The sequence below is a fragment of the Polystyrenella longa genome (assembly GCF_007750395.1).
GTDB lineage: Bacteria > Planctomycetota > Planctomycetia > Planctomycetales > Planctomycetaceae > Polystyrenella > Polystyrenella longa.
In genome coordinates this window covers 4,158,537-4,183,488 of sequence record NZ_CP036281.1, presented here as the reverse complement: position 1 = coordinate 4,183,488, position 24,952 = coordinate 4,158,537, and the positions used below count along the sequence as shown (strand labels likewise).

General features: G+C 50.5%; 14 protein-coding genes. 7 read left to right on the top strand and 7 right to left on the bottom strand.

The window, feature by feature from the left end:
* Positions 1–79: 79 nt before the first annotated feature.
* Together Pla110_RS15415 and Pla110_RS15410 are read right to left on the bottom strand one after the other, a co-directional pair.
* A complete protein-coding gene (locus Pla110_RS15415) occupies positions 80–586 on the bottom strand; it encodes an HIT family protein (protein ID WP_144996805.1) in 507 nt (168 codons plus the stop codon).
* 115 nt (positions 587–701) lie between these two features.
* The gene (locus Pla110_RS15410) at positions 702–1,235 is read right to left on the bottom strand and encodes a methylated-DNA--[protein]-cysteine S-methyltransferase (RefSeq protein ID WP_144996803.1); all 534 of its coding nucleotides are present in this window, start codon (positions 1,233–1,235) and stop codon (positions 702–704) included.
* Between the two features lie 279 nt (positions 1,236–1,514).
* Here Pla110_RS15410 and Pla110_RS15405 point away from each other — a divergent pair, with 279 nt between their 5' ends.
* On the top strand, positions 1,515–2,273 hold the full coding sequence (locus tag Pla110_RS15405; protein WP_144996801.1) for a hypothetical protein: 759 nt from the start codon (positions 1,515–1,517) through the stop codon (positions 2,271–2,273).
* Positions 2,274–2,386: 113 nt separating this feature from the next.
* Here the strand turns inward: Pla110_RS15405 and Pla110_RS15400 are convergent, their stop codons facing one another.
* Positions 2,387–6,328 carry an outer membrane protein assembly factor BamB family protein gene (locus Pla110_RS15400; protein ID WP_144996799.1) on the bottom strand — a complete coding sequence of 1,314 codons (3,942 nt, stop codon included), beginning with the start codon at positions 6,326–6,328 and terminating at the stop codon, positions 2,387–2,389.
* 332 nt (positions 6,329–6,660) lie between these two features.
* On the opposite strand from Pla110_RS15400, the gene Pla110_RS15395 reads away from it, so the two are divergent.
* Together Pla110_RS15395 and Pla110_RS15390 are read left to right on the top strand one after the other, a co-directional pair.
* Positions 6,661–8,016 (top strand): right-handed parallel beta-helix repeat-containing protein, encoded by a 1,356-nt coding sequence (locus Pla110_RS15395; RefSeq protein ID WP_144996797.1) that lies wholly within the window; start codon positions 6,661–6,663, stop codon positions 8,014–8,016.
* A gap of 172 nt (positions 8,017–8,188) precedes the next feature.
* The gene (locus tag Pla110_RS15390) at positions 8,189–8,668 is read left to right on the top strand and encodes a hypothetical protein (RefSeq protein ID WP_144996795.1); all 480 of its coding nucleotides are present in this window, start codon (positions 8,189–8,191) and stop codon (positions 8,666–8,668) included.
* 129 nt (positions 8,669–8,797) lie between these two features.
* Here the strand turns inward: Pla110_RS15390 and fhcD are convergent, their stop codons facing one another.
* Positions 8,798–9,706, bottom strand: a complete 909-nt coding sequence (gene fhcD / locus Pla110_RS15385; RefSeq protein ID WP_144996792.1) for a formylmethanofuran--tetrahydromethanopterin N-formyltransferase — start codon at positions 9,704–9,706, stop codon at positions 8,798–8,800.
* A gap of 508 nt (positions 9,707–10,214) precedes the next feature.
* Entirely contained in the window at positions 10,215–11,762 is a 1,548-nt protein-coding gene (locus Pla110_RS15380; protein WP_231742492.1) for a cytochrome P450, read from the bottom strand.
* 283 nt (positions 11,763–12,045) lie between these two features.
* Here Pla110_RS15380 and Pla110_RS15375 point away from each other — a divergent pair, with 283 nt between their 5' ends.
* Both Pla110_RS15375 and guaA read left to right on the top strand, forming a co-directional pair.
* Entirely contained in the window at positions 12,046–13,521 is a 1,476-nt protein-coding gene (locus Pla110_RS15375; RefSeq protein WP_144996790.1) for a glycoside hydrolase family protein, read from the top strand.
* 228 nt (positions 13,522–13,749) lie between these two features.
* Positions 13,750–15,354 carry a glutamine-hydrolyzing GMP synthase gene (gene guaA, locus Pla110_RS15370; protein WP_144996788.1) on the top strand — a complete coding sequence of 535 codons (1,605 nt, stop codon included), beginning with the start codon at positions 13,750–13,752 and terminating at the stop codon, positions 15,352–15,354.
* A 521-nt stretch (positions 15,355–15,875) separates the two neighbouring features.
* Here the strand turns inward: guaA and Pla110_RS15365 are convergent.
* The gene (locus tag Pla110_RS15365; RefSeq protein ID WP_144996786.1) at positions 15,876–17,528 is read right to left on the bottom strand and encodes an outer membrane protein assembly factor BamB family protein; all 1,653 of its coding nucleotides are present in this window, start codon (positions 17,526–17,528) and stop codon (positions 15,876–15,878) included.
* 334 nt (positions 17,529–17,862) lie between these two features.
* On the opposite strand from Pla110_RS15365, the gene Pla110_RS15360 reads away from it, so the two are divergent.
* Positions 17,863–19,848, top strand: a complete 1,986-nt coding sequence (locus tag Pla110_RS15360) for a hypothetical protein (protein ID WP_144996784.1) — start codon at positions 17,863–17,865, stop codon at positions 19,846–19,848.
* 60 nt (positions 19,849–19,908) lie between these two features.
* Here Pla110_RS15360 and Pla110_RS15355 read toward each other — a convergent pair whose 3' ends face one another.
* Entirely contained in the window at positions 19,909–23,136 is a 3,228-nt protein-coding gene (locus tag Pla110_RS15355) for a protein kinase domain-containing protein (RefSeq protein ID WP_144996782.1), read from the bottom strand.
* A 447-nt stretch (positions 23,137–23,583) separates the two neighbouring features.
* Here Pla110_RS15355 and Pla110_RS15350 point away from each other — a divergent pair, with 447 nt between their 5' ends.
* Positions 23,584–24,945 (top strand): DUF481 domain-containing protein, encoded by a 1,362-nt coding sequence (locus tag Pla110_RS15350; RefSeq protein ID WP_144996780.1) that lies wholly within the window; start codon positions 23,584–23,586, stop codon positions 24,943–24,945.
* Positions 24,946–24,952 lie beyond the last annotated feature (7 nt).

Genomic DNA, 24,952 nt, shown 5'->3' with positions numbered 1-24,952 from the left:
CCACGGGACAATTTGCAGATACAGTAATGAATACGGAATTAGTAGGTTTCCGTAACGGCAAACTGAAATGGATGTCAGGTTAATCCGACAGATTCCGGCTGAGTAATTCATACAAACTGTCTAAAGATTGCGATATGACTTTTGTGCCAGCAGTGACAGACATGAAATTATTGTCTCCATTCCAGCGGGGAACGAGGTGCCAGTGGAGATGAGCGGGTAGTCCGGCTCCCGCCACTTTACCAACATTCAAACCGATATTAAAGCCGTCGGCGTTCATTTGTTCAGATATGATATTCGAAAGCTGGACAAGCAAATTCATGCATTCCAGATGCTCATCCGGGGTGAGCCCCGACAATTTCGATTGATGGCGGAGTGGCGCGACCAGCAGGTGCCCGTTGTTGTAGGGATACCGATTCAGCAGAACAACGCAGTGTTCGCCTCGCGACAGGATCAGGTTGCAACGATCCTGATCTTCAGGCTGCTGCAGATAATCGCAGAGGAAGCAGCCCGACGAAACCGGTTCTGGGGCTTCATCGCTAGTGATATAGGAGTGTCGCCAGGGGGCCCATAAATGTTGATCAGTCACACATTTCCCTTTGCGGTGATTCCTGTTTGATTATGGGAAAGAGGAAGTCGATCGCCCTCTTGGAACGAAACTGAAGCATCCTTTTCCATTTTAACAGTGAGATCTGTTTCCAGCATTATAACAAAACAGCCAGAGCAGGATCCTCCATTCTTAATAAATCTCGTTTAAGCAATGTTCCCTGAGGAGCAGAGAATCCGCCCAATTTGCGACCCGTTCCGAGAACTCGATGACAAGGAATTAGAATCGGAATCAGGTTATTCGCCATCACGGAGCCAACGGCACGTGCCGCGCCCGGATGCCCCGCCCGTTCGGCCAGGTCCTGATAGGTAATGGTTTGACCATACTGTAACTGTCGCGTTTGAGTCAGTACCTTCCGCTGGAAATGAGTCAACTTCTCCGGCAAGAGGAGGTCCACTTTCTCAAAGGAGCACATCTCTCCAGCGGCAAATTTTTGTAAATCACGACGGAGTTCTGGGTACCAGTCGTCGAATTCCGCTTCTACGAATTCGTATCGATTGACCTTTTCGAGCAGAGAGTCAGCAGCCGATTGTTCGGTCTCATGGCCGATGACGACTGCCTGTACCTGGTGATCCCGACCAGCAAATCCCCAGTAGCCCAGATCAGTGTCGAAGACATTGTAATTCAGCATGCTGGCGATCTCCTTTTTAATCTCAATATTGGTGTGATTCCGGGCGAACTTTTTTCACAAATGAAGCATCCATTTGACACCCACTTTGACCTGCCGGAAAGGGAACTATACAATCGATTTGGCTTATTCTCACCTTTCCCAGTGGAAAGCCCTCACAGGGTTAACCTTCGAAGTGAGCAATTATTTCCGGCGAACAAATTGATCTGGTGAGTGCTCCCTGAAGTGATTCCAGTTAAATAGATTTTAGCTCTCCTGAACCAGAAGAAGAAAGTCCCAGCTATGCATCCTTATGGATCACTCGCAGATGATTTTTATTCGAATATGATCCTGAATACCGAGATGGAACTTCCTGCGGGACGGGATACGGTACTCGGATTTTGTGAACGTGTTCAGCGTACTTATCCCAGTATGCGCAATTTCTACACACGCGACCACGAAGGGAAGGGGACGTCGGACTTTGTACTGGAAGAAGATAAGGACCAGGGGCATCAACGCTGGTTGAATATCGAACGCCGCCGAATATGTAGCGGGTACATCAATCCAACTGACGTGGATGCGGCGATGGAGCAGCACACGTTAGTGCTGGAATTGATTCCTTACATGCTCTCGGTCAGTCCACTCGATTGTGAAGCGCTCGATTTTACGACCGGGTTTGATTTTAACTACCGGGGCAACCATGATGAACTCGTCGCAGAGGCATTAGGAATGGGATCCCGATTTGATCCTGTCCGTGAAATTCCGGGAGTGAAGGTTCTAAACTTTGAACCCTCGTTCACTCTTAGTTTGGAAGAGAACTGTCGACGGCAGGCCCGGCTGATGATTGAAACTCGAACGAGCGCCTATCAGGTGCGGCGTGGAGAGTTTCCTGAAGAACAAATCAGTGTCTATTTCACGATTCGCCAGTACGGCAGCCTCGACCACGGAACAACGTACGAACAGACGTTGCTGGAGCTCAAAGAGAAATCAGACGAACTGATGGATGAGTTTGTGATCAGCCAGGTGTTACAGCCCCTGGCCCAAGCGATTTCGCTCAAGTAGAATTACAGAACCAACAATAAACAGAGCTTCGGGGACTTTCCTCGAAGCTCTGTTTATTTATTACTCGATGTAATTTCGAATCTCTGTAATGCCGTATCCCTCTGGCAGATCTTCTATTCGTTGATAGCCGTTTTCTCCTGAACGATGACTTCGATCGCAGAGAGCCTTAAGCTCTTCGCCTGTTCTGCCGATTGCGGAACGAGTTCAAGTTGCAAATCTCTAGTGATCATCACATTGGGAATCTCGATAACTGTTCCCGTGACCAATTCCGATTGAGATGACGGCTCCAGCTCTGCATTCGCTAAGGAAACTTCTCCGTTCACCTTCACGTCGAAGACGACTTTCTCAGCGGTATCGGTGATGGAAGGAGTTGCGAAATGTAACTTTACGGAGTAAGTCCGTGGAGCATCTTCTTCTCGTAACAGGGGCAGCGTACAGGAAGTCAGGCCCGTTCCGTACGAGGCGTATAACCATTTGGGTTCGTCAGCCTTAATTTCCAGGAACTCCGGGTTGAAGTCTTCATACTTACCAGACTCAGCAAACTTGTCGGACAGATCGAGTTCGTAATCGAGACTCGTTTCTCTACTGGGGCGAGGACGAGGATAGCCTAGCCAGACAGTGCCGGTTGCATCCTGACGATCCCCCGGGGCTCCAAGATTCAGGTGCATCTGTTTAACGGGCAAGTGCTCTCCCACAAGACTGTAGATAGTCCATGGAGAGCGCGGAGCATCCTCACGTGGTTCAAGGGTAATTGTAGAGGCGAGTGAGAACAAACAGACACAACCGGCACTCGATTCGGGAACCATGACCAATCCGTTAGCCGGGATGGCGTTGATCCAACACCCGATGCGATGCCCGGCGAAATGTTGCGTTCCGCCATCTTCCTTCAGATCGAAGAAGCTGGTGAAACCCGAACGGAACATCAGCATGTCGGGGCATCCGGTGATCATCCCGCAGTGGTGTCCGGACCGCATGAGACTCCACGGAACAGCTTCACCCGTGATTGGGTCTTCCCGCATTTTCTGCTCACCGCTGTAGAGGTCGTACGACCAGGGTTCCGCGATTAACTGGTCTTCGACGATGATGGGACGGTGCCGATAGTTGGCATCTTTGGCCCAGACTTTTTCCCCATCAATGGAGGAAAGGGCGACCAATCTCCGTTTTGAAAACTCTCCCTCCATAAACTGTTTCCAGTAGTGTCCGTTCGCGTTCGCTCCACACAGGATCAGCATATTGTTCTGGAACATTAAAGTCAGTTTGCCACCGCCGGTTCCGATGTCGCTGCAGTCGGTCACATCCACGGCGACTTCCCAGGCGACGTCGCCACTGTTGGCTTCAATAGCAACCGCCAGTCGGGCGTCGATTTCCTTGATTTCTTTTTCTGCCTGCTCTAGTTCTTCGGGCGAAAGATCTTTGTATTTTGATTTGTCCTCCCGAAGCAGTTCCGCTCGCTGTTCGGCAGTCAAATGACTGTCGATAAAGTAAACATGATCTGGTCCATGGGCGATTGTATGGTGAGTGATGTTGTGCCCCTGGTACTTCCAGAGCAGATCGCCTGTCTCGACATCAATCGCAAAAATGGAGTCCGTATTGTCAACGGTTGCTTTCCCGCGACGACGGCTTCGTTCTTCGATTTCTTTTCGAATCGTTGCAGTGCCGAAGAGCTTGCCTTCGCTGTATGCGACGTAGCCCCATTCATAGTCTTCCTGGTTTTCATCGACAGGAACACGATGCTCACGGATAACCTCTCCCGTGGCGGCGTCCAGTTCCCAACAGACTTCTCGCTCCATAATGAAGATACTGGAATCGCTGGCAACCAGGTTGCCCGGGTTTTCATTGCGGAAAACCCCCGTGCGGATCGAACGAGGATTTTCACGTTCCCACAATTTTACACCGTTGTAGGCATCGTGAGCCATGACGGTGTCCTGGCCCTGAACAATCAATCGTCCGTTAACCGAAAGTGGACCGACGGCTGCGTCGTGGCGGTTCACCATTTCTTTTGCCCCCGGATCGCCATACCAGAGGACGCTCAAGCCCCCTTTCACTCGGCGGTCTTCGGTGCTGGCGGTGTTTCCCGCGTTGCCATACTGGTGCGACCAGTTCGCTGCACCCGGCAAGGCACTACGTGTGAGGACAACCTGCTCGTTCTGTTCTTTAATGTCGGCGTCTTTTTTCAGTCCCATTTGCTCCAGCCATCGGGTGGAATCAGCAGAGGTCGCTTGCAAACACACCTGTCCTCCGAGCGGTTTGACATGCCGAACGATCAACTCTGGGTCGGCTGGCAGTTCTCCAGTGAGGATTTCTGTCTCGGAGACCACCAGGTTGGCAAAGTAGTTCGCGTAGGGAATGTCGGCCAGATCCGCCTGGTGGATGACAACACGGTGACCGTAGAGGTTGGACGCTTTCAGTTTCTCGCGTGCTTCCCGAACTTTGGCAGGGTCGGGCTCGATACCATAAATCTTCAGGTTGGAACGTTGAGCTAGCTCATAAGCGAGGCGTCCCCGTTCAGCCCCGACGATCAAGCAGAAGCCAATATCGCTATCTGTTGCCTTGAGGATCTTATCGGCTGCCTGTTGAATCAATTCAACATTTTCATCCTGATCAGAAAAAGTGAGTTTGGCTGTAGAGCCTTGTTTGTCTCCGGAAGTTTTCTCAGGAGAGAAATTATAAATGTTTCCTGTGGTCGTGCTGACGAATAGAGAACCGTTTGCAATGGCAAACCCGGTAGCTTCCCCTTCTACTTCATGTTGTTCAAGTTGATCGCCGGTTTTGCGATCAAATATTTGAACCCGTTGTTCCCCACCCGCGACGACAGCATTTCCGCAGATCGCGAGTGACCCCTCAAGGGCGCATCCCGCTTCCCATAGCTGACCGGTGGGCATCGAATCCGCAATCTTTTGTTCGATCGCCGCCATCTCTTTTCTCAAGTTGTCGGCTTCTTCTCCTTTGGCTTTCCACAGTTTTCGTTGCAGGCCATTAATCTCTTGTTGAAGCGCGTGTCGTTCCAGACTGGCCTCTGCGTAAGGAATGCGTGTGTAACAGGTAATCTTCCCGTCATGCAAAGTGAAGACGAGGTCTTCAGAAACGGCTACTTGCTTGCCTTGGAAATAACCGAAACCGATATCGCCTGTTTCCTGATCCATGGCCAGCATGTGGTGTGGTCCAGCAGCGTAGATTTGACCATCTGCCAGAAAGGCGCGTGTGCCACCAATGACTCCACCGGCATCGCCTCGCCAACCGAATGTTCGTTTATGCATGAAGTCGCCCGACTGTCGATTGAAGACAGCTGGAAGAGATCGTCCTGAGGGTACAACGAGCACGTCGTTTTCAACCAGCAGATAACCCTGGGGAGCGATGTCGCTTCTGTTGGCACTGAACTGACTGATGTTATTTCTTTTCCAGATTACCTCACCAGATTCAGCTTTCAAGGCGTACAGAAAAACGTTTTCGTAGGGGAAGAGCCCTGCACCGAAGTACGCTGTTCCGTCCTCAGATACCGTGATGCTGGTTCGTACGGGCCAGCGAGATACCATATCACCGCGTCCTAGCAACCAGTAGTCTTCTGGTCCGGCACGAAACTTCCATTGCTGCGAACCATCAGTGGCATCGACGCAGTAAACGTAGCCGTCATCCGATCCAAACAAGGCGAAGTTGTTCCACAAGGTTGGTGCGAGTCGTACTGGTCCATCAGTGAAGAAGGTCCATAATTCTTCGCCCGTCTTTTGATCCACGCAATGGACCTGGTGATCGACGGTCGAGCCGTAATACACACGGCCTTCTTTAGTGGTGACATGAAAGGCATCGTCAAAACGGACGCGGTCGCCCATTTCTTTGCCCTCATGGATTCGTCCTTTTTGTCCTTCCCATGCTGTATGCGGAGTCGCCGGAGATTTAATTTCCCAATTGAGTTGCAATGGGAATGTCAGTTCCTCGGTGGTGCTGCCACGACGGGTGTTGTCGTGCATGTAGGTAGGCCAGTCTTCGGCCTGGAGGGAGCTGACGGGTAATCCAGTCAAGACGACCAGCAACAAAATCCTGCGGAGCAGTCTGGGCATGGTTTAGTTCTCGTTGAGTGGGAATAATATGTGAGGTGCAGTGCAATGGAGCAAGCTGAGAATCAAGCCCCATGAAGAGAACACAGAGAGAACGTTCATTATGAAGGACGAAACTTCGAACTGTAAAGGCGTGGTCTGTGAAATGAAGACTAATTTAATAGAGTCAGACTTTCTAGTTTTCTCAGACGGGGAACCTGTTGCGATTCATTTCTGTGTAGATCACAATAATGTAAGAGGCCTGCAGAGAAAGGCATAACTTCAATCAGACTATTGGCAGAGGCTGACGTCTTACCCCCATATTTTCTTGAAAACAACTCGCTGGAATTACCAGAATGAAAACACCACGCTTTAACCGTAGATCATTTCTGGGCACAACCCTCAGCACGACCGCCCTGGCTACGGGAACCGCATTATGGGGAGGACTTCGCACTGCTCAGGCGGCAGACCGTCCTGCGGTTGTGGATCCTCGAGCGACATCAGGTGATGTTAAACATCAACCAGCCTGGGATGAGATGTTAACCATCACCGTGGGACAGAAAACGGGTGATCTCACAGGTAAGACTGATAAAGCAATTCAGGCCGCTGTGGACTATGTCTCCCGGTTGGGCGGAGGGACGGTGAACGTTCTTCCGGGCGAATATCGGTTTGACAATGGAATCCAGATGTCTTCACAAGTCCGGTTGACGGGCTCTGGCAGTGAGACGATCTTTAAAAAGAATAACGTTAAACAGACTGAACTGACGGAAGATTCAGACTGGTTCGATCAGGAAGTGACGTTTAAACCAGGGCACGGATTTAATGTCGGTGATGGCGTCTGCCTGATTACGAAGAATACGGACAATGGTACTCAGACGGTGCTGACGCGAACTCTAGTCGCGCGGTCGGGAGATCGTTTCAAACTGGATCGCGCACTCCGTAACAACTATTGGAAAATTGGACAGGCGCATGCGAAAAGCTTGTTCTCGTTGATTCAGTGCGACCAGATTCATGATATCGAAATCAGCAATCTTGTTCTGGATGGTAACCGCGAGAACAACCCGAACCTGAATGGCAACTATGGCGGAAATATCTTTGCTCAGGACTGCCATCAAATGTTGTTCCAAAATGTGGAATCCAGAAACTACAACGGCGATGGATTTTCCTGGCAGATTTGTCACGACGTAACCGTGGAGAATTGTCATTCTCATCACAATGCCGATCTGGGGCTCCATCCGGGCTCCGGTTCACAGCGCCCAATCATCCGCAACTGTAAGCTGGACGAGAATAACATTGGGATCTTCTTCTGCTGGGGAGTGAAATTCGGGCTCGCCGAAGAAAACGAAATCAACGCTTGCCGGCAATCCGGCATTTCTGTTGGACATCGTGACACGCACAACCTGATCACGAAAAACAAAATCCGCAACTGTGGCGAATACGGAATTCTATTCCGTCCCGAACGCGGCGAAGGCTTCACAGGCGATCACAATCGAGTCGAAGAAAACGAACTATTGAACAACGGAGCTAAGCAAGCCTTGGGAATAGATATACAGGGCATGACCGCGAATCTCAATATCGTCAATAATCAACTAAAAGAGACACGATCGACGGCAGGCAGCGTAGGCATTCAAGTCGGTGCCGAAACCTCGGCCATCCAGCTCGATGCGAATACCTTCACCGGATTTGCCACTGATGTGAAACGATTGGCGTAGTGCAGTATCTCCCTCGGAAGGAAATTTATCCAAGAGGCTGTTTCCGGTAGAATAAGAGGGACTCCGCGTCGTTTTCGCTAAGGCACACTGGCTTGGAAAAGTTACGTCTATTCGAGACAACGCATGAGAGTCATGGATACCACAATGCTAGGCGGTAGCACGAAAGCACATTATGGATATATATCGTTCAAGAACATTTCTTATTATCCTCTTAGTCATGACTCTCTGCGCTGCTGTAGCAGCAGTTCAATCTTTAATAAGGCTGGCCGACACTAAAAACGAGTATACTTATGACCCTCCTCCGTGGTCTTGGAAGCTTAAGTCACGTACTCCCAGTGAACTCATCTTCGTCTCAGTCAATCTGGAAGATGATTATGAGAAGTATATAGGAGCAACTAGAATCCTGTCTGCAAATACAGAAGACGCAAACCGTAAGAGGATAGAGAAGTTAGAAGCAAATCTTGATTTTGATTTGAAAGACAAGTTTATACTCAAACTGTCTGGTGAAAAACTGGACAAGGCTGTTACCGTAACTATTACTATTTCATATAAATACAGGAGAGACACATTTTTGCCCGGGAACCATAATATGTATGGTGGTTGGACATCCGACTATGATCTTGTTAAAGACAAAGAAATAATATTTCCCTGATAAGCATGCTGATTATCTAGACTTGAATGGAGTCATAGAGTGCAGTAGGCATTGTCATTTAAGTCTCTCTCACAATTCAATCTACTAGAGGGCTTATAAAAAAGTATAATATTTGGAAGAAGAGTCTTCTCATACTCCGACTAGTTCTCGCAGGTGAAACAGGTGTGGACCTAACTTGCCGCCGTAGTTTCCCGCAGTGATCAGCGTCAAGCCGTCGCATACTGCTGCCGCATTGATGCCGGCCTGCATGCCTTGAGTGATTGCTTTATAACTGAGCCCATCCATGACAATTTCCAACACGCTATTGGTTCCCTCGGGCAACTCAGTTTCAACGCGAGAGGTTAATGTCGGGCAGTAGGCTTCGTTCGTACTCGCTTTCAGGCCAGAGTATTTCGAACCCACTTTGCTTCCACTGCGCACGATGCCCCCTGGAAATGGGAGAGCGATGTCTGTGAGTTTCCGAATCGCGGCAACGGCTGTCTCCGCAGCGTGGAGAACGGAGCTATTCGATTCCCCGCAAAGAATCAGGTTGCCACCACCGACCCCTTTACAGGTTCCCACCTGCTCGTCGCACAGGAACTCACCATCCATTACTGGTATCCGCCAGAAACGACGATCCCCCAGTTTTTTCGAACTCTGAAAACCATCGCCGAAAAAGCGGAGTTGTCCTCCCAGTGAAATTGCTTTCTCTGGATCGTAGTCTGTGATGCCGTTATAGCAAGCGGTTGTGGGACAGGTGAGTACATTCTGCCCTACTCGATTCACAATCGCTTTCTGCAATGACTTGCGATCAAAAGCAAACATCAGCACACTCACGCCCGGACGTCCGTCAGGAGATTCCGATTCGGCCAGCGCCCGTTCGATAGAGGCTTCCACATCGCAGGCGATCACACTGGTGGCATGCCCTGTGACTTCTCTTCCCGCTTGTTCAGCCCAATAATTGCTATCCGCCGTGATGAGAATTCGAGTTCCGACAACCGGGAATGCTTCCGCAAAAGTATCCGCGACGTTCGTCTTGTGACAGAGGAAGGTTTCCATACACTCTTTGCGATCTGGTTGGAAGGATTAAAGACGTGTTGGTCGGAGGCGATTTAACTGCGACATAATACAAATTAATGTCGAATCCGGAGTACTTGTCAACGTTACTGCGGAGGCACTCTAGCTATTCGTGCCCTGATCACGAAAGATCTCCGGCCGGCTGATGAAATTCGATTCGTTTATAGAGCGATCAACCTTCACCGCAGTAGTAATTCCTGGTCTGGTGGAAACGGTAGGTTGCCGGATCTCTCATTGAGATCAGTAGTTTTTCTTTGCAAAAAACATTCACTGTCCAGGGATTCTTGAAGTAGATGAGGGGCTTTCTAATCCATATTCTACAGCGAAATGGAACTCGTCACCAACAATAGAGAGTGTCTGAGAATTAAATGCATTCTTCTGCATTCGCTCTAATCGCTAGTTTCAGACGTCACGAAACCTGAGCAGGCCTCCCCCTGAAAGATTTTACGAACCTATTGTACGGGGATTTGAGACAGCTTCTACAGATGGACTAAGCCGCGTGGCGGATCGCGTCTTTTCCTGCAGAGGGCAGATGGACAAGGTTGTGAATGCTGCCTTGAATCGGTGCGGAAGTGAAATTTCCGTCTTGCTCTTCAAGAAGCAACGGAACGGTGCTGGTAGGCGTCAGCATGGTAGAGATGACACGACCGTTGATTGTCGAATTCGGAACGGTGGATAGCTTGAAGCGGCTAAGAATTTTAGGGATCACCATCTTCAGAATGACCATCGCCAGTGGACCACCGATACACATTCGAGGACCAGTCCCGAACGGTAAGTACGCGTACGGTGACGGTTTGATATCGAGCCAGCGTTCCGGTTGGAACTGATCTGGATTGGGATAAAGGGCGGACATGTGGTGGGTCATGTACTGACTGAAGACGACGGGCGTCCCCATAGTCAGTTGCAATGGGCCGAGAGTCATGTCGCGGGCACAGATTCGCTGCGAGTAAGCCGAGGCTGGCAGCACACGCATGCTTTCTTTCAGGATGCGATCGAGCGATGTCTCGGTACTGTTCGGATTAAGTGGATTGGACAGCACGCCTGCCTGCAATTCAGTATGGAGTTCCTGCATGACTGAGGGATGTTGTGACAGCAGAAGGAAGGTCCAGGTAAAAGTATGCGCAGTTGTCAGATGTGAGGCGGCGAATAACAGCGCGATATGCCCCATCAATTTGGCATCATCGACAGCATCTTCTTCCTGATACGCTTTCATCAAAATCGACAGTACATCTTTTCCGTCACCAGGATTCTGACGTTTCATCTCCAGTAGTCTTTTGAGCTGCACTTCAAGTTCGTCGGAAAGTGTCAGCAGGTCCTGGTAGCGTTCTGTGTATTTGGAATCAGCAACAAAGGCACCGGTACCAATCTCGTGATTCATCTGCACCCACTCGTGCAGCATGTGTCCGAGCTTGTACGCGAACTCAGGGTTGTCGAGCCCGAATAGCATACCACTGGTGACGCGAAGCATGAATTGCGTCATCTCGGCGAGGATGTCTTTTTCGTCGCCTACTTTCCAGCTGTTCAGCATCTCGGCCGTGAGAAAATCGATGCCTTCAAAGTATTTTTCGAATGACTTACGGGCGAATGGCCCCATCAACATTCGTCGGTGTTCCCGATGTTCATCTTCGTTCATGCTGAGCAAGCCACTGGTCAGACGACGGAGCGAGGAATTTCGGGAGCCACGAATGGCGAAGAACATCGAGTGGTAATCCTGGGCGTTGCTGAGAACAGGTTGATTCCAAACGGGACCAAACGCAAAAGCGACTTTCTTAAAGCCATCCTGCAGCAGAGCAAGCGATCCATGCTCGGCATAGAGCTTCCGCATTTCAGCAATGGGATCCTCAGCAAAGTCTCGGAAATCGCCCTGAGAAACAGGGAGTTTTTCATCGACGGAGGAAAAGGGGATCGATTCGGGTAATTCCATTTTTCCGATTTTTCTGCAGATCAACCAGTTCGCCAGGTGAGAATGAAAGGTGCCACCGGAAAACAGGAAAAGGTGCGAGAATCGCGGCTGAGAACGATCGGATCGGGGATTCATTCCCCGGTCCCTCTACGAAACCCGCTTTCCGGAAGCATGAAATACCTAGAAACTGAAAATAGGTCAAGCTTGATTAAGAGCAGATTGCTGGTGGATCCGGGGGGTTGGTAAAAGTTACAATTTGAGAGTTGCAGTGGGTTTCAGTTCAGTTTTGCTGGAACCGATAATCAAGCGTTGCGAACGGTTTAAGTCTCTACCTACAATACACGGTCTCATTATTTGAGATTCAAACTTATTTCGCTCCTATTTCCGATCATGGTTTCTAAGAGAGGGTCACTCCCAGATGGTTAACCTGAAGCAGAATCGTTTTACCCACGCAGTTCGAATGTTAGGGGGAATTAGTGTCGTCGTCGCCCTGCTTTCTTCGGTCTCCATTCAGGCGCAAGACTCCGTTCTCGATATTGGTGACAAACGAGAGTTATTCGTCGATGACTACCTGATCGATACCTTGGATGGAACAGAGCAGCAGTTATCAAAGTTGCGTGATGAGGGTCCCGTCATCCAATTCGATAATCCATGGGAAGGCGCATTCTGTGGATACGTCACCATCATAAAAGATGGCGACGAATACCGTTGTTATTACCGCGCTCTCCCTCAAGCTGGGAAAGATGGTAATATTGCAGAGGCTTACGCTATGGCGACCTCTAAAGATGGTATTCATTGGGAAAAGCCTAAACTGGGACTGTTTGAATTCGATGGTTCCAAAGAGAACAACATTGTCTTTGGGAAACATGCACCAGAAACTCACAACTTCTGTCCGATGCTGGATGGAAACCCCAATGCTGCTGCAGATGCTCGATACAAAGCTCTAGGTGGAACGAAAAGTGGCGGCGGATTGGTCGCCTTTAAATCTCCCGATGGGATTAACTGGACCGAAATCCAAGAAGAGCCAGTGATTACCCAAGGGGCTTTTGATTCTCAGAATGTTCCCATGTGGTCCGCTTCCGAGCAAAAATATATCTGTTATCTGCGTGTCTTCGTTGATGGAATTCGCCGTATCTCTCGCTGTGAGTCGGACGACTTCGTCAATTGGACCGAGCCTAAATTAATGGGCTACAAAGACAAACCGGCCGAACACCTTTACACCAACCAGACTCGCCCATACTTCCGCGCTCCTCACATCTATGTCTCAACAGCGGCTCGCTTTTTTCCAGGCCGACAAGTACTCGACAAAGAGCAGGCCGAAGAAGTGGGGGTTCATCCCAGCTACTTCAAAGACATCTCCGACGGTATCTTCATGACGACTCGTGGTGGAACTGACTACGACCGAACCTTCATGGAAGGTTTCATTCGTCCGGGGATTGGATATGAGAACTGGGTATCAAGAACGAACTACCCTGCACTGGGATGTGTCCCAACGGGTGAGAATGAAATGTCGGTTTACGCGAATATGAACTACGGTCAACCGACCGCCTACCTTCGCCGATTTTCGATGCGTCTGGATGGCTTTGCTTCGATTCATGCCGACTACGATGGGGGAACTGCGACCACAAAACCGTTCATCTTCGATGGCAAAGAATTAACGGTTAACTTCGCCACTTCTGCTGCTGGAGAGATCTTCACCGAGATTCAGGATGCCGACGGCACTCCGATCCCTGGATTCACCATGGACGATTCCGTTCGGAGCATTGGCAACGAAATCTCCCGCACGATCCGTTGGAAATCAGGGGCAGACGTCAGTTCGCTCGCTGGTAAACCGGTCCGGTTGCATTTCAAAATGAAAGACGCCGACCTGTACTCGATCAAATTCGAGAAATAGGCAATCAGACGATAAGCCTTGAAATCGAAGCGACTTTAACTGGCTTGCTACATCTTGTGGCAAGCCAGTTTGCGTTTTGAGCCGATTTTTAGTGAACACAGGTAAAGGTTCCCTTGAAATCTAGGAGCAGAGGATCGAACCGGCTTTTATTTTTCAGGTGGGACGCTAAAATCTGCGGTTTGGTACTTTTTGCCACGTTCCGTGTATGCATTAACAGGTTTAAGCAGAATGACAGAGAGTGGAACCCATTTAGCCTCCATCAACAAATACCGAAGCTGGAGCGATCTGGAACATGAGGAGAAAATCCTCGTCCTTGATTTTGGTTCTCAGACGGCGCAGTTAATTGCCCGTCGCGTCCGAGAGCAGGATGTCCTCTGTATGCTCGTACGGCACGATCTTTCTGTAGAACGAATCAAAGAACTCAACCCGATAGGCCTGATTCTATCTGGTGGACCGGAAAGCGTTTACGGAGAAACGGCTCCGAAACCTGACCCGGAAATCTTCGATCTCGGCATTCCGATTCTCGGCATCTGCTACGGCATGCAGACCATCTGCCATGCCTCCGGAGAAAGCGTGAAAGCGGGCGATGTCCGCGAGTTTGGCCGAGCAGATTGTCAGTCAATCGACCCGAACGCCGATCTCTTCAAAGAAATTCCGGAAGAATCGGTGGTCTGGATGAGCCACGGTGACCAGGTCGAAAACCTGCCCGAAGGTTTTGTCTCTCTTGCCAAAACAAGCACTTGCCCCCACGCCGCGGTTCGTCATGAATCCAAATCGATCTACGGTTTGCAGTTTCATCCTGAAGTGACCCACACAAAATTCGGTTCACAGCTGCTTAAAAACTTTGTCCGCACGATTTGCGGAGCGAAAGGGACTTGGCAAATAGCCTCGCTGATCGAACGCGAAGTGGAAGCCATACGAGAATATGTTGGCAACAGGCGTGTCATCTGCGGCCTCTCCGGAGGAGTCGACTCCTCCGTCGTCGCGGCATTACTTTATAAATCAATCGGGCCACAGCTTTCGTGTATTTTTGTCGACAACGGACTGCTTCGCAAAGGGGAAGTGGAACAGGTTCGCAACGAGTTTACTAATCACTTCAAAACAGACCTGCACGTGGTCGACGCCCGGGACCGGTTCCTGGATGAACTGGCGGGAGTCACTGACCCTCAGCAGAAACGTAAAATCATCGGACGAGTGTTCATTGAATGTTTCCGCACTGAAGCGGAGTCAATCGAAGATGCCCACTTCCTTGCACAGGGCACATTGTATCCCGATGTCATTGAATCGGGTGCCAATGCGGATGGACCTGCTCATACGATCAAATCACACCACAATGTCGGTGGGCTACCTGCGGAACTCGGTTTCGAGTTAATCGAGCCACTCCGTGATCTCTTCAAAGACGAAGTCCGCGCGATGGGATTAGAACTGGGTCTCCCACCCGAACTGATCTGGCGGCATCCCTTCCCCGGACCCGGCCTTGCTGTGCGTTGTCTGGGTGCGATCTCTGAAGACCGTCTCGTCACCCTGCGTGATGCTGATGCCATTGTTATTGAAGAACTGCACAACGCTGGCCTTTATCGTGAAGTGCAACAGGCCTTCGCCGTTCTCCTGCCTGTGCAGTCAGTCGGAGTCATGGGCGATGCCCGTACCTACGAAGATACCCTCGCCATCCGAGCCGTCGAGACAGACGACTTCATGACGGCTGACTGGTATCCGCTTCCTTATGAAGTCCTGCAGAAGATGTCGACCCGCATCATCAACAGTATTCGCGGTATCAATAGAGTCGTCTACGACATTAGCTCAAAACCTCCCAGCACCATCGAATGGGAATGAGCCGTCCTGTTCGATGGAGCAGCTTGTGGGTCTCGGTCGTTGATCATTGCGTGGAGTTGCGCTGCCTAGTGAGCTTAAACATATGCTATAGCGCATCCCAGTTAACCGTAGCGTTTTCTGGCGGCGTAACCACCTGTTTTCAAGGGCTTTTCGGAACCGAGAGCCGCCATAATTATCCTGGACAGGATCTAGTCCGTTTAATTCTGGCACGTTTCGTATGCCACGGTTTGCTTGGTTAACCATGCGAATCCAGAGATAAGATGAGCCCGCTCGTTCAATTCGAGAGTGCTCTGACGCTCTTCGGGTGCCACTGTCTGGCTTATCCAGCAGTGCGAATGCGGAGACAAGAAGCGAGTGCTTGCCTACCGTTTCATTGCCCTGTTGAAAATATTTATCGTGCTACCGGTGCGTTGGATCGAAAGTGTCGAGAGTATTTTGTCGCTATCACTCACTGACGATGCTAACTTAGCAATCCATTCAACAAAGCTTTTCAACAAAGCACTTGAGGCTCGGAACCAAGCTTAAGGTTGACCGATGCAGTAGAGCGTTGTTTGCGTGCGGAAGTAGATGCGATTGTGGGCGACGGCGGCGCTGGCCAGCATGTATTCTTCAAGGTCATTGGTCTCAACGGGATCGAACTTCTCTCCCGAGCGGAAGATGTATGTCTTCCCCATTTCATTCGTGAAGTACAGGAGATCCCCGACGATGAGCGGTGAGGCAGAGAACTTGCCCGAGAGACGTTCCTGCCACAAGGATTTACCGGTACTGGCGTCGAGACATCTCAGAATACCGGTGTCGGTTGCGATGTATAACCGGCCATCGTGGTATGCGGGGGAGGGAACGTGCGGGCCGCCACGCTTGTTCTTCCAGAGAAGATGCGTTTCAGTCACGTCCCCTTTGCCTCCGGGAAGAAAAGCGAGGATGGGACCGTTTCGTCCCGAAACAGAGTACAAAGCATTCTGGCCGGTGATTAGATTGGGGACAGCCTCGCGTGAAGGCCCCGCCAGTTGCCAGAGTTCTGCACCCGTTGCTGGATCGTAACCTCGAACGAAGTGCGAACCATTATGAACCAGTTCCACTTTCCCATTCACGTTGAACAAAGTGGGGCTCGCCCAGCCGGGATTCTGCTCCCGAGGTTGTCGCCAGACTAAATCGCCAGTCTGTTTATTATAAGCGACGAATAAAGAATCGCCCTTGTTCTGGTCCTGAACGAGAATGACCAGGTCCTTATAGATGATCGGGCTTGCCGCCGGACCATGAATGGTTTCGAAAGGTTCAAAGGGTTGGTGCCATTCCTGAGTTCCATCCACAGAGAAACTGGTCAATCCGCTGTTTCCCATGAAAACGACAACACGTTCGCCGTCAGTCACGGGAGTCGAACTGGCGTAGGAGTTTTTCCAATACAATCGCTCGGTGGTTTCCGGTTCCGGCACTTTCCGCTGCCAACGCAAATCACCAGTGTGGACGTCGTAGCAAAGAAGTTCTCGCGATAATCCATCTTCGCTAGATCGGGTCAGGAACAGGTCGTCTTTCCAGATCACGGGGGAGCTATGCCCTGTTCCTTCTACCGTCTGTTTCCAGACAACATTCTTGTCAGGTCCCCATTGAAGTGGGACTTGGTTCTGCAGAACCTTCCCCTGGCCTGTGGGGCCTCGAAACTGCGGCCAGGTCTCGCCCAGTTCCGCTTCATCGACGACGAGATAAGGCGTGATCGTAGTACTCTTATCGGCCTTCAGCTGGTTCGCCATCGCGGGTGGTTCGGCAAGGAATTGTTCGAGTTCTGCCCCTTGCAGGACTTTAGAAGGTTTCTTCAGTGCCGCGTAAGCATCTTCCATCATCTTCAAGTAGCGTTCGGCAATTTCTTTGCGTTGCTCATAAGCGGCTTTTAGTTCCGGATCCTGATTGATCTTTTCGAGCCCACCCTGCTGTTCCCGAAAGCGAATATAGTTGTCGGCGGTCGCAACGCGTTTCCACTCTTCCTCCAGGTCGTTCCGAATCATGTTAGAGACGATCTCCTGATATCCCTCATTATCAAGGTCGTCTGCCAGCGTTTGCAGATCGTCACTGAGGGGATAACGAGCCGGTTCCGCTGCTGGAGTCTTGGAAATTGCCAGAATTAAGAAACTCAATATCGAGACGGATAAAACCAGGACGCGAATGAGAAGCAGCTTCATGGGATAATCCCGATCAAAGAGGGAAAGTCGAAGGTAGTGTAATTGGGCGAGAGCCGCTGATGGGGCGATTTCACCAGAAGATCGAATATGACAGAAAGCGGAAGCGAACGCAATCAGTTGTCAAAAAGGGAGCTTGAAGGTGGGGCGTTATCACTGGAATCGAACCTCGAAAATCACCTGATGAACTCCGATAACTCCTTTTTTGTCCGATCCAGACCCGGTACAATCGCCCGTTATTCCACGGGGCACATCTTCTCATCCGTCTTTAAAACGCCCTGATGTGTTGCCCGTGACTTACTATTCACACTCTCGCCCCTCAAGACCTCACCCTGCCATGCCAACGCCAACTCCGGTGGAACTGAATCAATCCGGCAACGAACCTGCACAGTCCGTACGCTGGAGCGTCTACACGCTGATCATCGCACTCTCGCTGGCTGTCGTATTGGTCGGACTGTTCAAAGCGAAAACGTTGGCAAGTGGAAACGATCGCTCTCGCTGGTGTACCGTCTGGTCATTGGTGGAACAGAAAACCTACCAGATCGACGACATTATGCGTCAGCCCGGTTGGGACACGATCGACAAGGTCAAACATGAGGGGCATTTCTATTCGACGAAGCCGGCCCTCTTTCCGACGCTCGTCGCTGGCATTTACCGGATGGTGAAGGTGACGACTGGCCTCGATCTGTTGTCACAAACAGAGACCACCACTCGGGTAATCCTGTTCATTGTCAATGTCCTACCGTTTGTATTTTCGCTGCTTATCTGGTGTCTGCTCCTCGAAAGATACGCGGCCCGCTTTTATACACGACTGTTCCTGCTAACTGTCGCTGGCATGGGCACCCTGTTAACGCCGTTTTACGTGACGCTCAATAATCATACGATTGCCGCATTCAGCCTCTTGATTTCTTTATATGCTCTGCTTCGTATCTTAGATGCACCACCAGAACAGGCCAATCGCCCCCGATTGTATTTTCTCGCTGGTTTTTTCGCTGCGTTCACCTGCACTAATGAGTTGCCAGCTGCTCTGTACGGTCTCATCAGTTTCTTCATTCTGGTACGACACGACTGGCAGCGAACGGCGAAGTATTATGTACCCGCAGCCATTATTCCGCTGTCTGCTTTCTTCCTGTCGACGTATCTTTCCACCGGTGGACTGAAGCCGTTTTACATGTATTACGGAACAGAAAAGTACCTGTTTGTCGACAATGGTATTCCAAGCTACTGGTTTCATCCGGGCGGAATTGACAAAAGCACCGATTCGCCGCTGCAGTACCTGTGGCACTGCACAATCGGGCATCATGGCATCTTCTCATTGACGCCGGTCTTTCTATTGATTCCTTACGGTTGGTATCTTGCCCGGCAACAGCAGTCTGAAATGACTCAAGGAATGCGCTACATTATGTGGTCAGGGTTGGGGCTGACTATTTTCCTGTTTTGCTTCTATCTCAGCCGCACGGAAAACTATAACTACGGTGGCATGACTGCGGGGCTGCGATGGACGTTCTGGTTAATTCCGTTCTGGATAATGGGAATGATTCCGGCCTGTGATCGCTACTTCAAACAAGCCAGCTTCTGGCTGGTAGTTTCTCCACTGTTAGTCGTTTCCGTTTTCTCCGCGCTGTATCCACTACACAATCCCTGGCAACATCCCTGGTTGTTCCAATGGATGACGCAAGCTCAGGTAATCGATTACAGCGACCCGGTTCCCCAAGTGAATTTCGAACGACAAATCTGGATTCAAACCTTACCTAAAGAAGGTAAGACTGAATGGGCGGAATTCTCCCGTGAGTCACTTCACGGAGAACCGCAGTCAACCAAGCTAACCGCAAAAGGTGAAGCCACTTCGGTGGAATTGACTATTGAGCGAAATGACCTTGCGGAACCGATCATTGTTGAGGTTGATCGGAAGAAGTTCGAGCAGGGAGCGGCGGCGCGGGAGATGCTTCAGTTCGCAGAGAATGTCGATCCATCGAATAGAAAATGGTTGATTGATTGGTTATCGGGTGGTCCTAAAGCAACTTACTTCCGAGTCCGGGACAATCGATACTTGCATACATCCCTCCGTCCGGAAGCATTTCGCTGTCTGCGGGCAACCGCTTCGCTGGCATTGAAAGCGTCCCCAGAGAAGCCGAGCCGAAGGTACTACTGCATGGCTTGGTGGACGACAGACGTTCCCTTTGGCATAGTGCGATTTCGACAGACTGTTTCGGACGGTCGTGGAGTTCTGTTGACTCAACATGTCTGGCAAATGGTGGAATGCAGCGATGTGAGGGCATTCGTCAATCCGTTCGCTTCGGAACTGGAAGACAATAGCGAATAAAAACGCGGTGAACGACTGCGAAAGGTTGGCGGTGCAAAATGACTTATGCGTGCACTTGGACTATTGGTTGCTTCGCGTAGCCTTCGCTTCGCGTCGAATGTCATTCGTGGAACCCGGTAGCTCATTGGTGATGTCGCTCGTATTCTTCGCTTGAATACGAATCCTTGCTCGGGCTTCGGCCGATCTGACTAATAGAATCGCCGGATAATCGAACCAGCAATGCCGTCGTTCGGCAAGAGGCGTCAGACTGGTGATGATTTCGTCCGCAGTCTGATATCTGTCCGCTGGGTCTTTTTTCATCAGCTTAAGAACAATCGCGATGACGTCGGGTGGTACGTCGTTGGCTAATTCTTCCAGTGGTGTTGGTTCGTGATGGCGATGACCATCCAGTTTCTCCCGGATTGGCTTCGCGGGAAAGGGAACTCGTCCGGCGAGCCAGAGATACAAGGTGCAACCCAGCGAATAGAAATCGGCCTGAGGACCGACTTTGAAACTGTCCAGCGATTGTTCGGGAGCAATGTAGTCCGCCGTCCCGACACAATCATGTCCGTAAATCATCGCGAGCGTGAACTCGTCTTCTTCGTCTCTCATCATGGCGAGACCAAAATCGAGAATCTTCACTTTCCCGGTATCGTCTATCACTAGATTGGAGGGTTTGATGTCCCGGTGGATCAGTTCGGCGTCGTGGATTGCCTTCAATCCTTTCGCTGTTTGCAGTGCAAAATCGCAAGCCTGCTGCCACGGAAGTCGATCGTGGAGTTCACGATATTCACTCAGGTTGATGCCCTCGATCAGTTCCGTCGACAGGTAATCGAAGAGTTCGTTCTCGCCAATTTCCAAGGTGTGGATCACGTTCGGGTGTTTTACCCGCAGACCTGCTTTCGCTTCCAGTTGAAAACGGGTGAGTAATGAATTGTCGGTCAGTGACTGCCGATTGATCAGCTTCAAAGCGACCGGCTTATTCGTTCGTGTATCGACCCCTTTATACAGCCAACCCATGCCACCTGTATCTAAGAGTGATTCGACTTCATAATGATCGATTTTGAAGGGAGGAAAACGTCCATTGATCATCCATTCTGCTTGGTAGCGGGTAATCTTCCCGTGGACCAGCAGAGATTTGGCGATGGTCATATCGTTCACGCTCTCGCGAGCATCGAGGCGGAGCAGTTTCCAATATCGGGTACGGCCTTTTTCGAGTGAATTCAGACCCCGATTCAGACTTTCTTTCCAGTTCGCCAATTGCTGTTGTTGCGAACTGAATTCGGCCTGATTCGCCTGCTGTGCGGCAAGGGTTTGTTTCAGTTGTTCGAGTTCGGACTGCCATTTCTGACGATCCTCTTCGTGCTGACGCTGAAGCTGCTCCAGACTGCTGCTTCGCTGTTGAAGCTCTTTCTCCCGTTGTTCGAACGCGGTTGTCGCTTCCTCCAAACGAGATTGTCTTTCTGCGATCTCTTCCGTCTGAGATTGAATAAGAGCTTGCTGCTGCTCAAGTTGGGTTTCTCTCTCCTGAAGAGATTGATCCCGTGCCTGGAGTTGCTCCGTAAGTGTGTTGATCTCCTGAAGCCGCGAATCAATTTCGTTTTGACGTTCTGCTAATTCGGCCGAGAGCAAGGCGATCTCGCCTGAATTCGATTCCTGTTTTTCTGAGTTCTCTTTTTGTTCTTCGTGAAGGCGGGCCTGTTGTTCTTGCAATTCTATCTGTAGTTGTTCGACTGCTGCTTGTTGTTTGGCAAGTTCTTCCCGGGATGTATGCAATTGTTCCTGGGCAGTTTCCAGAATCGCCTCATTCGATTCCAGCTTACGAACGCGGGTAACAATCTCTTCTTTGTGTGTCTCGATCAGGTCAGTCTGTTTCTGCAGTTCGGATAGCTGGTACTGCAGTTCTTCCTGCTTCTCGTAAATCTCCGCATGGGATGATTTGAGTTGTTCTTTTTCCTTGCTTAATGCGTTTTCCTGTTGATTCAGCTCGGCTTGCTTCTCTTCCAGATCGGCCTGACGCCTAACCAGAGTCGTTTCGAGTTCCTGTAAGGATCGATGACGTGTTTCTATCTGCTCTTCGGTGGCACTCCGATGGCTTTGTTCGTGCTGGAAATGTTCATATTGAATTCGAAAATCCTGCGCCGTTTTTAATAATCGAGAATCGGCTGAATCCAATTCTCTCTCTCTTTGAGTCAGTTCCGCTTCGCGGTGTTCAATCTCTTTCTGCCGTGCTTCCAATTCTTCATCCCGCTCGTGACAGCGTTCTTCCCGTTGATGAATTTCATGGAGCAGCTGTTCAAGATTCTCTCGCTGGTGCTGGTCGGTGATACCACTTTCCGTCGGATGAGTGAGAATTTGTTGAGGGATCTCGATTTCCATCGTCTGCGATAACTCTTCCGGAGTCGTTTTCTCTTTCGAATGTTTCTCAGGAGTCGTTTCAGTGAGTTCTTTCTCCAGCGAAGGGGACTCAGCTGGTAAATCAGGATCGGTCCCCGATAGGTCCGGGATTGCGGACATTGTGTACTGAGTGTCCTGCAGGGAGTTGATGTCTTCGGTTTCGACGGAGAGGTCTGTTTCAAAAGTAAACAGAAAATTACCGATCTCGATCCGATCACCATTCTGCAGTTCCTGAACTTCAACTCGGCGTCCGTTAACACGGGTTCCTTCCCGAGTACGCAAGTCCCTCAGAACGAGCTGTTCCGATTCAAGCGTCATCAACGCATGGGCCGGCGCAATCGTTTCGGCGATCAACTGGATGTTAGCCCCGGGGGCAGAACCGATGAGCGTCGTGTTCCGAAGGATGTCTTTAAACCCGACACTCCCCGACGAGTGGGTAAACTTCAGTCGAGCGAACGCAGAACCCCGGCGCAATCGGTCCGCTTCGTCGACAGTGTAGTCGTGGCTGATGTTCGCCGCGGCGCTTGGCTCATGATGGAGCGCCATCAGCAGTTGGGTATCAGAATGTTCCGACAGGGAAGAACGATACAGGTTGGTTTCAAATCGAAGCTTTACGCCGCCAATTCGTATTTCGTCACCATCGTTCAGGGTGGTTAGCTCTGTCTTTTCGGCGTTGACGAATGTCCCGCTCGTAGTGCGCAGGTCGCGGAGTCGAAACTGGTTGCGTTCCAGCGTAACGACCGCGTGCGCTGGTGCGACGACGGTCGAGATGAGCTGAATATTACAACCAGGAGCCGAACCGACGAGCGTGGTCGCCCGGTGAACATCTTTTACAATGGGCGGACCCTGATCTCGCTCGATGACTAATCGGGCATAGGGTGGATCAGATTGTTTGCGGTTGGGAGCTCGCACAGATAATTCTCGGTTGGCTCAGCTTGTGCCGGTGGATGAGCTGGTAGACTGGCTTCGATTGGCCAGAAAGAGAAACGCCACATTATCCGACGAACAATCGAAGCTCTGAATGAATGTCCATATTCCTGCGAATCAGGGATTGAGAGGTCGGAATTACTGTACCATTTCCCCGAGGCGTCGAAAACAGTCCGCCTGCAATTTACCTCTTTCAGCCTACGTCTCGTTGGCACGGCAGGAAAGAATATCTCCAGCGGCATCAGAAAAAGATCGCTAAAAAAGAATTTTGTGACTGTTTTCAGGCTTAAAACTCGCATTGCCAGCATTTTACGTTCAATCTAGAATCCCCCACCCAATTTATAAAGAACCTTCACTTGCCTGTGAATGGAAATTACCGTGGCCGGTTGCTCGTCGAAGGATCGACGGGATCGAATCGTACAAGGACGTTAGATGCATTTTTTTTCACCGTTTATCCCAATACCTGTCGCCTCTATTAAGGCGATATTGCACAGACACCTCCGTCAAGTTCTGACGGTGATTCTTCTGTGTAGTGGGATATCGAGCCTTCCCTGCTCTGGCGTGGGAGCCGCAGAAATTGCGTCTTCCGGCCCCATTAGTCAGCAGTCCGCAGCTTCGGCTCCACAGCCTGCAGCAAAGACTTTACTGGCCGAGTCCGTTGGAATGTTGACCCTTAAAGATGGGCGACAGCTTCTCGGGCAGTTGTCTGGTTTAACGACTTTTCAACTGACTTGGACAGTTCCGACTGGAGAGACCGTTTCGATCCCGCTGACGATGGTGGAAAAGATCGACGTCAAACCAATAAAAGAGAAAGTGGTTCCCCTCGAGGAATCTCCATTAATCAAGCCGGAAGAGATGTTTTCTGGCCCCTCGGCTCAGGGGTTAATCGAACCCATCGACCAATCTGAAATAAGTGAAGAACCAGCGGCGCTTCCCGAGGAAGAGCTGGCTGCCGCAGAGGCCTCCGCTTCATCGACGGCTGATGACGATGATGGCGCCGAAAAACAGTCCGCAGAAGACGTCGATACCGAAGCGGAAGATGCCCTGTTTCAGTTGACACAATGGGAAGAAACCGTTGTGGCCCCATTGCCGGAACCAGTCACCTTCAGCTATCGATTCTCTCGTCAACAGATGAAAGCCTGGACCAAACGATTCGAGATCGGAGCGCGTTTCCTGGACGGGAACAGTGAGGAAAAGACGATCAACTCTGAAGCCCGCTTTGAAAATCGCTATTCCGACTACACGACACGTATCGACATGGGTGCCAAATGGGGCCGAGCACGGGATGTGCAGATTTCGAATCAGCTGTTTGCGAACGCCAACATGGACTTTGGTGAAGTCGGAAGCTGGATCTTCTTCGTCACGAATCAGAACCAGTACGACGAATTACAGGACCTTGACTACCGAGGAACACTTTCAGCCGGGGTTGGTTACCGTTTTCTCGATGACGAAGAACGACGATTCATTACTCGACTTGGTCCTGGTGTGACAGCGGAAGAATATAGCACCCCCGGTAACGACCGCGTCACGGCAGACATCTTCGCAGAGGCAGAGCTACAATGGCCGCTTTTTGATCGGACTCATTTCGAAAGTAAATCGACGATTCGCCCCAGCATCGAAGACTACGAAGTCTTCCGGTTCACCAACGACATGGCTGTCCTGGTGCAGTTGGATGAACAGTCTTCCTGGCAATTTAAACTGGGGGTCAAACAAGAGTACAACTCGGCCCCCGCCGCACTGAAGAAAAAATCAGACTTCACAACGGTTTTCCAACTGGTATATACCCTGAAGTAATCCGATT